This is a genomic window from Iodobacter arcticus (genome assembly GCF_042664895.1).
GTDB classification, from domain to species: domain Bacteria; phylum Pseudomonadota; class Gammaproteobacteria; order Burkholderiales; family Chitinibacteraceae; genus Iodobacter; species Iodobacter arcticus.
In genome coordinates this window covers 19,704-32,264 of record NZ_JBHTBQ010000009.1, presented here as the reverse complement: position 1 = coordinate 32,264, position 12,561 = coordinate 19,704, and the positions used below count along the sequence as shown (strand labels likewise).

Here is a 12,561-nt window from a genome sequence, read left to right as displayed (position 1 = left end):
TTCTATGGCATCAGGAAAATTCTGGGCGGGGCTGCTTACCGCCAATAATTCCACCGACACGGGCGTCATTCCGGCTGCAAAAATCCGCACGGTGAATATCAATGTGGCGAATTACGGCAGCGTGGATGTGCTGATTAGGGTGTATATCGGCATGAATGCCGCCCCGTCTGACGCGGACCGTATTGAAGCGGATATCACGCTGAAACCCGGCCAGCTGTACAAGCTCACTGGCGAGCCAATGAGTACGGGGGAACGGGTGGTTTTATTTAGCAATAACACCGGCGCGGTTGCCCGCGTGAGTGGTTTTGAGGAGGACGCATAAAATGGCCCGCATCTTAACAACCCCGGCAGGGAGCAGCGCTGCGGCTGCAAGCACAGGTTTGCTGGACCGCTACACCCCTAAATTTCCGGTGGGGTCGGTAACTGTTCCGCCGGGTGTGAGCAGCTGTTTTATTACCGGGGTGGCAGCTGGGGCGCGGGCAGTGGCTGCAACAGGGGTGAATATGCCTGTTAGCACACTGCTTGGCAGCTCTGAGTCTGGAAATATTGTGATTGGTACTGCTCCAGATGCTGCTGCGACAAATCCCATTTTGTATGACCCTATTGGCCGTAAACAAGTGCCGATATTTAGTGCCTCAGGCTCTCCTGTTGCAGCCAATACCGGTGGTCAGCAATGCCATGTCAGCGATGACGGTTTCATTTTTATTGGTGGCACGATCGGCTCATATTTTAGTGTTGATTATGGCAACACTTGGCAGAACACGACGTTTATTAAAAATGGCCAGCGTTCAATGGCCGTGCGCCCTGCAGATGAATACACCGCTATGGTGGATCACCGTGTTGCGTATATCAGTAATACGAGTCAGCGGATTGGTATTTGGAATGGATTTGGTCTTTCTGAAGGTGCCGTGAATTACGCAAACTCCACAACACTGGACAAGATAGATTATGTGAATGGTTTCTTTGTAGCATCTGCGACAGGTGGCATAAACAAAACTTGCTTCTATTATAAGGACGCAACAGTCTCAATCCTTGGCGGGGATGGTTGGCCCGTAGTTGTTGTGGATGCAGCTAGCAATAAAACGCCTGCTGGCATGGCTTACGGAAATGGCATTTACGTCTATGCGTGTACCGACGGCTCAATTTACACCGCTACAAGTATCACCGGCCCTTGGACCGCTCGCACCAGTAATGTGGCCAGCATTCATGGGATCAGATTTGCGGGCGGGCGCTTTGTGTGTGTCGGGAATGGCGTTTCTACACAAACTACAGACGGGATCACCTGGACCAGCGGTGCTCAGGCAGGGCTGTCATGGACTGAGACGGGTAAGGTCACGTACTGCACTCGCGTCAATAAATGGGTGGCCATAGCATCAGGTTACACTCTCTATACCAGCGATAATGGTAGTACGTGGACTCAGAATCCATTTTCAGCTCCAGGCATGATTACGCTGATTGCGAATGTTCCGAACGGGGTGCTTGCTACCGTTGCTGGCTCAGGGTACGGATGGATTTTCCCAGACCCTGTCTATGGAGCCGCCGCACAATTCTCTACTAGTAATGACGGCGGCGCATTGCGCGTTATTCGTACATCCAACAATAGCGAGGTCTTGACGCTGGCCGGGGGGCTGTCCAATGGCTTTGGCGGCTCTACAACGGGTAATCCCGGCGTGGACGTTTATGGCTCAAATGGCGTGCAACCCGGCACCACTTCTGGTGTGGAAGCGCGGCCAGTGGATATGCCTCATCTGGGGGGTGTCGCCAGTTACGGTTACAAGGTGTCAGGCGGGGCCGGGCGCGCAAATAACAGCCAAGGCGGCGCTTCTCTTTTTGCTCCCGCTACCAATTTCTTGCTGGCCACCAGCACCTCACCGGTAAAACCCGTAGGCGCAGGCGCAGGGGGCGCACACAGTACACCGGCCACCATAGGTGGTGGCGGCGGTGAGGGTGTGGTCAGGCACAAAATCAGTGTTACCCCCGGCGAAGTGTTGGCGTACTCGGCGGGTTTAACCATTGCAAATACCAATCTAACCACTTTTTCAAGCCATGCGTTTGAGCCATCACGCGGTTACATCAGTTTTGAATTTGCATAGGGAGTAGGCAATGAATTACGCATATATTCGGGCGGGGCGTGTTGACCATATCGCGGCCAGCGCTGGTGAGGAAATGACGGGTTTAGAGTATACGGTCGAGCTGGCTGAAGGCAGCACGGTATCACTCGGAGATCTCTATGATGGCAGCACGTTTCATCACCCCCTGCCGCCACTCCCCGCCGCTCCCACCCTGTCGCCGATTGAATTCAAGTTGCTCTTTCATCCCAATGAGCGCGTGGCGATTGAGCAGTTGAGAGCCACTGATCCAATGGTCAAAGACTTTATGAGCATCGTTGAAGACCCGCGCATCACGCATATTAATTTGAGCCTGCAATCAACACGCTATGCGTTGGCTTATTTGGAAGAGAAAGGTTTGATTACTGCAGCACGCACTCAGCAAATCTTAACAGGCGTAGTGCAGTAGTTTGAAGACAGCGACCAGCCGGGTGTTCGAGCACCCGACTGGCCAGCTAACCCGCAGAATATGCCTGCAAGTCAACCCAAGACTGCCTAACCGTAGCTACGGAAAGGCAAGCGTAACGGGTTTTTTCACTATATGAAAGAGGCTTGCAGATGTTGCAATTAAATACAACACCGATTGTGCCGTGGATGGGTGGGAAGCGCAGATTAGCGAAACACATCCTGCCTTTATTCCCTGAGCACTCATGCTATGTAGAACCATTTTGCGGTGCGGCCGCGCTGTACTTTTTAAAAGCGCCAGTCAAAGTCGAAGTCATCAACGACGTAAATGGCGAGTTGGTAAATCTATATAGAATTGTGCGGCATCATCTTGAGGAGTTTGTCCGGCAGTTTAAGTGGGCGCTGACTTCAAGACAGATCTTTAAATGGCTGCAGATTACCCCTGAAGAAACGCTGACCGATATTCAGCGGGCTGCACGTTTCTTTTACCTGCAGAAGATGGCCTTCGGCGGCAAAGTAGATGGCCAGACTTTCGGTACCGCCACCACGACGCCGCCAAGGCTGAATCTGCTAAGGCTGGAAGAAGATCTATCAGCGGCTCATTTACGCTTAAGCCGTACTTATATAGAGAATCTGGATTGGGCAGCGTGCATTAAGAAGTACGACCGGGAACACACGCTATTCTATTGTGACCCACCGTATTGGGGCACCGCAGGCTACGGCGTAGAGTTCGGCCTACACGAATACCAGCGCATGGCCGAGTTGGCCAAATCGATCACTGGCCACATGATCATCTCCGTCAACGATATCCCAGAGATGCGTGAGGTATTTAATGGGCTGGCGATAGAACGGGTAGAGATTAACTACACGGTCGGCGGTAAAGGCAGAAGCAAAGATAAATCAGGCGAGCTGATCATCCGTAACTTCTAAGCCCCAAAAGCAAAGGGGCCATTTGGCCCCTTTGCTGATAAACATGAAATTCTTTTTCAAATGATGGAAAATGCAGCCAAGCCATTTATCGCGCACAACACCCCACATTTTTCGCGCCGCGCTTCAAAGGGGACTTTAAAAAGCCCTATGCTACGAGCGGGGTTATTATGATTTTTTGCTGCTTGCTAATAACAAATAATTTGCTTAGCGCTTATAGAGTGAAACCCGCGAGCAATATTGAAAAGCCCTCAGGTAAGTCCCGACCTAAGATAAATTTCCACTTCCTAATATCGAGGCCACAATGAGCCACTATCAGCACCACGTATTTTTTTGCCTGAACCAGCGCGAGCCGGGTGAGCGCCAGAGCTGCGCCAGCTGCGGCGCAGTTGAGATGTGGGAACACGCCAAAGGCCGCATCAAAAAACTAGGGCTAAGCCAGCCGGGCAAAGTACGGATTAATAAAGCAGGCTGTCTGGAGCGCTGTGAAGAAGGCCCTGTACTGGTCGTTTACCCAGAAGCAGTTTGGTATACCTATATCGATAAAAGCGATATCGACGAGATTATCGACGAGCATATCGTTAATGGCCGCATCGTTGAGCGTTTAAAAATTTAAGCCGTTTTCGGCATGCTCCAAGTTAATCCCTTGTCATAAGATGAACCGGCAGTTATAGGGTGTACAACGACGCAGTCCTTGTTACGACAAAACGGTGCGCAAGAAAAACGACTTGCACACCCTATAAAAATCAGCTTTTTTGCTATGATTTTGGCTTAAGTTGATGCGCATAGGGCAGCCGTACTTTTCAATCTAATTACCTGGCACGCCACAGCCCATGAGCACTCCCCGCAAAGCCCCTTCTTTTGAACTGATTGAAATCAATGGCCCAGTGGGCACACTGGAATGCCTAAGGCTGTCTTCTGCCCTCGAAACAACCGTTGGTATTGTGCTAGTCGCCCACCCCAATCCCACCGAAGGCGGCACGTTTAGCAATAAAATTGTGCATACCCTCGCTAAAACACTCAGCCGCTTAGGCTATGTGGCTTACTGCCCTAATTTGCGTGGCGTGGGCAATTCAGCGGGCGCTTTTGAAAATGGCGTCGGTGAAGTCGATGATATGGCCGCCATACTGGCTTTTGCCAGAAGCGAGCACCCCGCGCTAAGCCGCCTGACATTGGCGGGATTTTCCTTCGGCACCTTTGTGCAAAGCCAGCTCTGCCAGCGCCTTGGCAGTGATGCAGTAGAAGGCCTGATTCTGATTGGCCCCGCAGTCAGCCGCCATAACTTCCCCGAAGTACCTGTCGGCAAAACGCTGCTGATTCACGGCGAAGAAGACGAAGTCATTAGCTTAGACACCGTACTGAACTGGGCCAGACCGCAATCGCTGCCGGTCGTCGTCTTCCCCGGCGTTGGCCATTACTTCCACGGCAAGCTCACCCAGCTTGGCGATTGGGTGAATAAAGAATGGCTTCATAGATGAACCTGATTGCCGCGCCATTTGCAAACGGGCTGCTACTGAGTTCTGCCTTACTCAGTAGCTTGCTGATCTTGCATGCCGCCGTGCGCATTCCTTGGTTTGCCCTTAGCCAGGAACGCATCACCGGCTGGTTTGGCGCGAGTGTTTTTGTTTTAGGCTTCTGGCAAATGAAAGCCAGTATTCAGCCCGGCCTATCGTTTCACCTGCTTGGCGCAAGTGCGCTCACCATGATTGCAGGGCGAGATAAAGCGCTGCTGGGCCTTGCCGCCGTGCTCGCCGCCGATACCGCTTACGGCCATGCAGACTGGGGCAGCTTTGGGCTAGCGTGGCTGATTGTGGCTTTTATACCCGTGACGCTCACTCAGTATTTATTTACTTGGGCGCAGCGTACTTTACCCGCCAATTACTTTATTTATATTTTTGTAAATTGCTTTGCCGCCAGCACGCTCACCATGTGGTCGGTAGGCTTGCTTACTTGTGGCCTGCTGGCTGCAAGCGGCGCTTATCCGCTGGATTTTTTAATGAGCGAGCAACTTCCCTATTACTTTCTAATGGGCTGGCCCGAGGGCTTTAGCTGCGGTATTTATATGTCTTTACTGGTGATCTGGCGGCCACAGTGGGTGAGCACTTTTGATGATGCGTTTTATCTGACACGCAAAAACTAGCAAGCGGCTCAGCCTAGCCAAAGCAATTCAGGCACAGCATGATCATCCTCAGCATCCGGATTTCCTCGCCGTACACACTGCACAAAGAGGAAACCCATCGTGTAAAGCCTTTACTCAAGCACTTACACTCCCCTTTGCTGAAGCTCAATCGGCATATGACTTAACTTGCCCTTTAATTACATTGCGAGCTATTGTTAAGCAAACACTTATTCCCTGAAAACGCATGCACAGCATACGCTCCCGACTGAATATTATTTTTTTGGCCATCGTGACGCTATTTTTAGCGACTTCTGGCATGATTTCCTATTGGCAAACGCAGCAAGAACTAGAAAACAATATGCATCTGTCTGCCATGGCATTGCAAAAACGCCTGCAAACCGTACTGCCCGGCATTCTCTGGAATTTTGACAGCACCCAATTAGGCTTGGTGGTTGAAGCAGAAATGCAATCAGCCGATCTGGCCCTGCTGCTGGTCTATAACAACGAAGAACAAGTCGACGGCCGTATTAATAATCAGGGAGAAATGAGCGAGGTACGCCAAAGTATCGTGCCGCCCAATGCCCAAACTTTCCCGATTTATTATCCGGCCAACGAAGTATCCAAACCCATGGGCAAGGTGGTGTATGTTTTTTCGCGCGAAAAAATAGCCGCCCGCTTAAAGCAAATTGTCATGGCCAAGATTATTGAAGTGGTACTGCTCGACTTACTACTTTTTATGGCGCTTTCTCACAGCCTGCTGCTGGTTGTCATCCGTCCGTTGGGGCAGCTTAGAGAGGCACTGATTCATGCGGCAGATGCCAAAGACTTTAATTTAAACGATATCAAACTCGCCCATACCAGCAAGGACGAATTTGCCGATGTAGCCGATGCAGTTCATAGCATTACCCGCAGGCTGTGTACTGACCTAGAAAACCGCAAAGCGGCAGAGCTCGCAATGCGCCTTACCCGGGATTTAACCGAAAGCGCATTTAAACAATTGAGCGAAACCAAAAACAATCTGGTTCAAGCAGAAAAAATGGCGTCTTTAGGCGGGTTGGTGGCAGGCGTTGCCCATGAAGTCAACACGCCTGTTGGCGTGATCCTCACCAGTGCCTCGGTCTTATTTGAAGACACGCAAGCATTTAAAGCCAGCTTGGACGCAGGCGCCATCAAAAAATCAGAAGTCATGCGCTATTCCGAAATGGCCGTTGAATCCAGCCGCCTGATCCTTGCCAATGCCGAACGCGCCGCCCAACTGATTCAGAGTTTTAAACAAGTGGCTGTCGATCAAACATCAGAAGCCAGACGAACTTTTGAGCTGGGTGAATATATTGATGAAGTGATTATGAGTTTAAAGCCCACCCTCAAACGCACCTCGGTGCGCATTGAAACCAGCTGCACAGAAAAAATCGATCTGGACGGCTATCCGGGTGCGATCTCCCAGATTATTACTAATTTTCTAACGAATGCTTTGGCGCACGCCTTTAGCGAAGGGCAAGAAGGACTGATTTCGCTGAATGCTTCAAGAATCGACAATAGCGTGACCATGCGCTTTGAAGATAACGGAGCGGGGATACCTCCCGAGCATCTTAAAAAGATTTTCGATCCTTTTTTTACCACCAAACGGGGTAGCGGCGGCAGCGGGCTTGGGCTAAATGTGGTGTTTAATTTAGTCACGCAGACCTTAGGCGGCACCCTAATTGTGAACTCCGAACAAGGCAAAGGCACTTGCTTTATCGCCTGCTTCCCCCTGATTGCCCCTCTGCCTAAGGAAGGCAAAGCCAGCTAAAAACAGCAATAATCTGGTATCCTTACGCCCATGACACATGCCATTCTTTTTTATTGCCGCCCCGGTTTCGAAGCCGATGTGGAGGCCGAATTCACCTTTAAAGCTGATATCCCTGGTAAATGGGAAATTGGCCAAGGTTTTTGTATCTTCCTGCCTAAGCGCCCCGCCGATTGGGACAAGCTTTACCGCACATTAGAATGCGGCGACTGGGTTTTCCCTCGCCAGATTATTTTTGTGGTTGAAGCGCTCGATCTGCCGCCTAAAGATCGCCTTACACCTATTTTAACGGCGATTGATAGTTTGCACGAAGCACACAAAGGCCCTTGGCGCGATGTATGGATCGAGTATCCGGACACCAACGACGGCAAGGAGATCTCCTCATTCAGCCGTAAATTTGGTGCGCTGCTTGATGCAAAACTCGCAGCAAAAGGCTTAGCCAATAAACCCGACGCCAAAGCGCGCCTACATTTATTTTTCCCCACTTTAGAACGCGTTTATATCGGCTTTACCCGCCCTGATTTTTCTGTGAACTGGCAATTGGGCATTCCACGCCTGCGTATGCCAACCGACGCCCCCAGCCGCTCTACTTTAAAGCTAGCTGAAGCGTTTATGATGCTCGTGCCCGAATCGGGTCAGGTCAAGCCCGGCATGAGCGCAGTAGACTTAGGCGCGGCCCCCGGCGGCTGGACATGGCAAATGGTCAGCCGTGGTTGCACCAAGATTTTTGCCATTGATAACGGCCCAATGAAAGGCAGTATGGCGATTCACCCTAGCGTGAAACATCTGCGTGAAGACGGCTTTAAATATCGCCCGAAAAGCCCGGTGGATTGGCTAGTTTGCGATATGGTTGAGCAACCTGCCCGTATTGCTGCGCTGATTTCAGACTGGTTGGTGAAAGGCCATGCCCGTCAGGCTATTTTTAACTTTAAATTGCCGATGAAAAAACGCTGGAATGAATTGCAGCGCTGCTTAGAGATTATTGATGATGCGCTCGATGGTGCAGGTATTCGCTACCAGATCCGTGCCCGCCATCTGTATCACGACCGCGAAGAAGTGACCTGCTATTTAACTAAAATTAAACGTTAAATAATTGTATTAAGGGGATGTTTAACGCAAATCCTATCAACTTAGGCGAAATGCTTTTCGTAGGGGGGGTGAAACCCGCGAGCGATGCTGAAAAATACGCGGGTTTCACCCGCCCTACAATGTTCAATGCTTGCCATTGTGCAGCAGCATCTAGCTAAGTTGACAGGATTGCGACTCCCCCTTAAAACACCTACCTATTTTTTAAAAGAGAGTTTGTCCATTGTTAGTCACTAAGCAACAGGGGTATCGCATGTTTAAAGAATTCAAAGAATTTGCAATGCGCGGTAATGTAATTGATTTAGCCGTTGGTATTATCATTGGTGCGGCTTTTGGCAAGATTGTTGATTCGCTGGTAAAAGACATCATCATGCCGCCCATTGCCATGCTCATGGGCAAGGTAGATTTTGCTAATCTGTATTTCTTATTATCTGAAGGCAAGACCCCTGCGCCTTACGCTACTTTAGATGCCGCGCAAAAAGCGGGTGCGGTCACCCTCAATTACGGTGTATTTATTAATGTGATGATCAGCTTTGTGATCGTAACTTTTGCAGTATTTCTGGTCATTAAAGGCCTGAACAAGCTTAAACGCGAAGAAGCCATTGCGCCTGCAGCGCCTGCTGCTACACCCGAAGATATTGAGCTACTACGCGAAATTCGCGATTTACTTAAAAAATAAGTACCGCACTCTGATTTAAAGCATGGGTAGCCTAGTGCCCATGCACTCCCCCTAACGCTTTAAAAAAACGGGTTGATCGTTTTCGGCGCATTGCCTCTACACGCTGCGCGTTTAATTCACGACTTCACCGCTATGCCCTGATTACTCCGACAAAAGATCAGCCAGAGGCACATCGACACGGACAACAAGCGGCTCACCCTCAGCCATCTGGCTAGGCTTTCCGGCAATACATACCTTATTACGCCCTGTGCGCTTGGCTTCAAGCAAAGCCATATCTGCCGTGCGCACCAACTCGTTAAATTCTACCGGCCCCAAAGCCGTTACCAGACCAAAGCTGGCAGTAAAAACCGGCAAGCCTGCAATCGCAATCCGGCACTCCAAGGCGGCTCGAACACGCTCCAAGCTACAAAGCCCGCCCTCTTCATCGGTACTGGGAAGCACCACCACAAACTCTTCCCCGCCAAAGCGCCCCACAATATCACCGGGGCGTAAGGCTTCTCTCAGCACACGCGCAAACAAGCGCAAAGCTCTATCCCCCGTATCATGACCATAGCTATCATTTAAGCGCTTAAAGTGATCAATATCGGCAAAAGCCACGCAAGCAGGCTCGGCCTGCGCCAAAGCTCTGGCCGCTTGGTTTTCCAGACTACGACGATTAAGCAAGCCTGTCAGCGGATCGGTACGCGCTTGCAATTGCGATTCGCTCATCACCCGCAGCACGCCTAAGCGCATGCCAGAATGAGTTGCAATTGCCGTGGCACGCAGCATTTCATCATCATCCGGCAAATGGCCAGCAGGCCCCACAATATGCAAAATACCTACAGCCTGACCAATACTGGTCAATGGAATACATACGGCAGAGCAATCACCAATCTGCCTGCCACGCATATAGCGGCACACATCGAGTGCGCTATCATCATTAAATTTTTGCACCTGCCCCCGGCGAAAAGCCAAGCATTGCACCGGCGATGTCACCCCACAACCACAATCAGCCGTGTAATTCTGACTGCGAGACATCACCGATAAATGTGCCGTGCTCGAGTCAGACATCAGCAAGGCCGTGGAGCGCTGCGGCAGGCCCAATTCAATCGCTTCAGAAATAATAGAGGCTGCTTCCCCATCGCTTTCTGCCATTTCTAAAGCACGGTGTACGGTAGAGGTAAATTCCTGTATGCCTGCATCGCGAATTAGTTTTTGCTCGCGCTGCAGCGTTAATTTTTGAAAACGCCCACTAATCACGAGTGCTAACCAAATCACCAAAGGAATCGCAATCAGCAAGGAAAACACCAGTGCGCGGCCTAACTCTCTCACCGAAGCAAACGCCTCCTCTGTATCTTGCCGCACCACTACACCCCAGCCATAGCCCGCAAAACCCAAAGCCCCTTTGGAGGTAGAAAACGCGGCCAGCTGCTCATTACCATGATTCACTTCAGTCAACACGCCATTATTGCCACTCATCAAAGCCTGCACGGCAGGGGAATTTTTAGCCAATACGGCAGAGCCAAAGGGCAGGCCTAATGAATCGCTTAACACACGGCCCTGCTTATCCAGCACTTGCAAGTTCACCTTTTTATAGCCACTTTGATGTAAGCGATCTTTTGCCATATTGGCGATCGCATTCACCACCCTTTCATACGAAGCAAAATTAGCCCAAATACGAACAATCTTCCCTTGCTCATTAAAAATAGGTGCTGCAAACAGCAGGCTGATTTCTGACTGCCCCAGAGCAGTTTCTAGCAAAGGGTCTCTGGCCGCATCCGCATAATAAGTTTGACCGGCGCTTAATGAGCCAGCGCTCATTTTTTTAAACCATTGGGTGGCCGCCACGCTTTCACCCAAAAGCTTATCGCTATCGACACGCCGCCCATCGCCACTCACTGTATTACTCGCCACAATGTGGCCCTGCATATCAACGGCAATCATCAAATCGTAAAAACCATAAGCCCTCACATAGGCATTGGCCGCCGCTGTTGTCACCTCGGGCGAGCCACGCACGCTAGGGTTAAGCGCAATCATTTGCACATCGCCGTAGCGCTCAAATAAATTCCGATCAATTTTATCGATAATGCTTTCTGCCTGAGCGGCCAGATAAAGCTCTGTTTTCTCACGTAAACCCTGCTCGCTACGCTGATAACCTAGCCCGCCGGTTAGCAGCAGCGGGATTAAGCCCAGTAATAAAAGCCCGCCGAGCAACTGCCGGCTTAACGAATGCAAGGCCATATGCGGCTCTGCAATCGCTGCTTTTGCCTTTAAATCACTGAACCATGCCATGCTCATGGCGTACCTCTCACCAACAAAACTGACATTAAATTTCAACAATACAACATAAAAAATAAGGCTATTTATATGTAGACCATATAAATTAATACGTATAACTTACCCAACGAATGGTCTTCATTCATAATCTCACGGCTACTTTTCCCCTGTTTCCCGCATCAAGCTACAATGCCGCCATGAACAAACCCATTCACTTACGTATCCGCCAATTTATTCTGGAAGGCATACGCGAACGCCGCTTTTTGCCCGGCGCAAAAATCCCCACCGAAGCCGAGCTGGTTTTGCAATTTGGCGTATCCAGAATGACCGTCAATAAGGCGGTCCGTGATTTAGCCAGCGAAGGTGTGCTAATCCGCTTTGCGGGGGACGGCACCTATGTGGCCGAGCGCAAAGCCGAATCGCCGCTGCTGGATATCAATAATATCGCCGAAGAAATCGCCTACCGTGGCCATCGCTATCGTGCATCGGTAGAGCTACTTTGTGCTGAACCTGCTCAAGCTGAAATCGCACTCTGGCTAGGCCTAGTAACGGGCGAAATCCTATTTCACTCGCTGATTGTGCACTTTGAAAATGATAAAGCGATCCAGATTGAAGATCGCTACGTCAACCCCGCCTTTGCGCCGGATTATCTACAACAAGACTTCACCATCGAAACGCCGAACGCCTACTTAATGAAAAGCTGCCCGCTGACCGATATCGAGCACACGGTAGAAGCCGTACTACCCAACACCACCGAACAAGCCTTACTCCATATCGCCGCCAGCGAGCCCTGCCTGCGCGTACTCCGCCGTACTTGGTCGCATAAGCATCTAGTCAGCTTCAGCCGACTATTACACCCCGGTAGCAGCTACAAACTGCGCTCGCAAACAAGGGTGAAGAAATAAATCTGCAGGGTGGGCATGCTTTTATGCCCGCGTACTAAGCAAAGTCAAAAAGACCTTTTTAGTGCCTTCGGCACGTTGATTTAAGTGCTGGCGGCCCTCTGGCTTTCCTTGTATACGAAGCCAAGCCACAATCTCAAAGCACGAAGGCCCCTTATCTACGGACAGCGGCGGCGGAACTCGCTTCGGCGAGCTTCAAGGGCATAAATATCTACACAAGGGTGATGTTTGTTCCCCCTTTGAAAAAGGGGGCTAGGGGGGATTTGAAGTTGCATCTCTTTACAAAAAGGCAG

Annotated in this window: 12 protein-coding genes; 11 read left to right on the top strand and 1 reads right to left on the bottom strand. The window is 50.5% G+C overall.

Annotated features, from left to right (window positions below; translation table 11 throughout):
• The first annotated feature begins 4 nt into the window (after positions 1-4).
• From ACFQNF_RS05510 to mscL, 10 genes are all read left to right on the top strand, one after another.
• Positions 5-322 carry a hypothetical protein gene (locus tag ACFQNF_RS05510; protein ID WP_380186742.1) on the top strand — a complete coding sequence of 106 codons (318 nt, stop codon included), beginning with the start codon at positions 5-7 and terminating at the stop codon, positions 320-322.
• Position 323: 1 nt separating this feature from the next.
• A complete protein-coding gene (locus tag ACFQNF_RS05505; protein ID WP_380186740.1) occupies positions 324-2,093 on the top strand; it encodes a hypothetical protein in 1,770 nt (589 codons plus the stop codon).
• 10 nt (positions 2,094-2,103) lie between these two features.
• The gene (locus tag ACFQNF_RS05500; protein WP_380186739.1) at positions 2,104-2,517 is read left to right on the top strand and encodes a hypothetical protein; all 414 of its coding nucleotides are present in this window, start codon (positions 2,104-2,106) and stop codon (positions 2,515-2,517) included.
• Between the two features lie 149 nt (positions 2,518-2,666).
• Positions 2,667-3,443: a DNA adenine methylase gene (locus ACFQNF_RS05495; RefSeq protein WP_380186737.1), complete on the top strand. Its 777-nt coding sequence runs from the start codon at positions 2,667-2,669 to the stop codon at positions 3,441-3,443.
• Positions 3,444-3,744: 301 nt separating this feature from the next.
• A complete protein-coding gene (locus ACFQNF_RS05490) occupies positions 3,745-4,056 on the top strand; it encodes a (2Fe-2S) ferredoxin domain-containing protein (RefSeq protein ID WP_046353515.1) in 312 nt (103 codons plus the stop codon).
• Positions 4,057-4,273: 217 nt separating this feature from the next.
• Positions 4,274-4,918 carry an alpha/beta hydrolase gene (locus tag ACFQNF_RS05485; RefSeq protein ID WP_380186736.1) on the top strand — a complete coding sequence of 215 codons (645 nt, stop codon included), beginning with the start codon at positions 4,274-4,276 and terminating at the stop codon, positions 4,916-4,918.
• On the top strand, positions 4,915-5,580 hold the full coding sequence (locus ACFQNF_RS05480) for an energy-coupling factor ABC transporter permease (protein WP_380186734.1): 666 nt from the start codon (positions 4,915-4,917) through the stop codon (positions 5,578-5,580). The genes ACFQNF_RS05485 and ACFQNF_RS05480 overlap by 4 nt, the downstream gene beginning before the upstream one ends.
• A gap of 223 nt (positions 5,581-5,803) precedes the next feature.
• Positions 5,804-7,348 carry a sensor histidine kinase gene (locus ACFQNF_RS05475; RefSeq protein ID WP_380186733.1) on the top strand — a complete coding sequence of 515 codons (1,545 nt, stop codon included), beginning with the start codon at positions 5,804-5,806 and terminating at the stop codon, positions 7,346-7,348.
• A gap of 30 nt (positions 7,349-7,378) precedes the next feature.
• Positions 7,379-8,434, top strand: a complete 1,056-nt coding sequence (rlmM, locus tag ACFQNF_RS05470) for a 23S rRNA (cytidine(2498)-2'-O)-methyltransferase RlmM (RefSeq protein WP_380186731.1) — start codon at positions 7,379-7,381, stop codon at positions 8,432-8,434.
• A gap of 250 nt (positions 8,435-8,684) precedes the next feature.
• Positions 8,685-9,110 carry a large conductance mechanosensitive channel protein MscL gene (gene mscL, locus ACFQNF_RS05465; protein ID WP_380186730.1) on the top strand — a complete coding sequence of 142 codons (426 nt, stop codon included), beginning with the start codon at positions 8,685-8,687 and terminating at the stop codon, positions 9,108-9,110.
• A 141-nt stretch (positions 9,111-9,251) separates the two neighbouring features.
• On the opposite strand, the gene ACFQNF_RS05460 is transcribed toward mscL, so the two are convergent.
• On the bottom strand, positions 9,252-11,387 hold the full coding sequence (locus ACFQNF_RS05460; protein ID WP_380186728.1) for a sensor domain-containing diguanylate cyclase: 2,136 nt from the start codon (positions 11,385-11,387) through the stop codon (positions 9,252-9,254).
• Between the two features lie 176 nt (positions 11,388-11,563).
• Between ACFQNF_RS05460 and hutC the strand changes: the two genes are divergently transcribed.
• Complete coding sequence (gene hutC / locus ACFQNF_RS05455) at positions 11,564-12,271, top strand: histidine utilization repressor (protein WP_380186727.1); 708 nt, start codon at positions 11,564-11,566, stop codon at positions 12,269-12,271.
• Positions 12,272-12,561: the final 290 nt, after the last annotated feature.

Coding starts and splice junctions, on each gene's coding strand:
- ACFQNF_RS05510 (WP_380186742.1), top strand. CDS start 5: ATGGCATCAGGAAAATTCTGGGCGGGGCTGCTTACCGCCAATAATTCC.
- ACFQNF_RS05505 (WP_380186740.1), top strand. CDS start 324: ATGGCCCGCATCTTAACAACCCCGGCAGGGAGCAGCGCTGCGGCTGCA.
- ACFQNF_RS05500 (WP_380186739.1), top strand. CDS start 2,104: ATGAATTACGCATATATTCGGGCGGGGCGTGTTGACCATATCGCGGCC.
- ACFQNF_RS05495 (WP_380186737.1), top strand. CDS start 2,667: ATGTTGCAATTAAATACAACACCGATTGTGCCGTGGATGGGTGGGAAG.
- ACFQNF_RS05490 (WP_046353515.1), top strand. CDS start 3,745: ATGAGCCACTATCAGCACCACGTATTTTTTTGCCTGAACCAGCGCGAG.
- ACFQNF_RS05485 (WP_380186736.1), top strand. CDS start 4,274: ATGAGCACTCCCCGCAAAGCCCCTTCTTTTGAACTGATTGAAATCAAT.
- ACFQNF_RS05480 (WP_380186734.1), top strand. CDS start 4,915: ATGAACCTGATTGCCGCGCCATTTGCAAACGGGCTGCTACTGAGTTCT.
- ACFQNF_RS05475 (WP_380186733.1), top strand. CDS start 5,804: ATGCACAGCATACGCTCCCGACTGAATATTATTTTTTTGGCCATCGTG.
- rlmM (WP_380186731.1), top strand. CDS start 7,379: ATGACACATGCCATTCTTTTTTATTGCCGCCCCGGTTTCGAAGCCGAT.
- mscL (WP_380186730.1), top strand. CDS start 8,685: ATGTTTAAAGAATTCAAAGAATTTGCAATGCGCGGTAATGTAATTGAT.
- ACFQNF_RS05460 (WP_380186728.1), bottom strand. CDS start 11,387: ATGAGCATGGCATGGTTCAGTGATTTAAAGGCAAAAGCAGCGATTGCA.
- hutC (WP_380186727.1), top strand. CDS start 11,564: ATGAACAAACCCATTCACTTACGTATCCGCCAATTTATTCTGGAAGGC.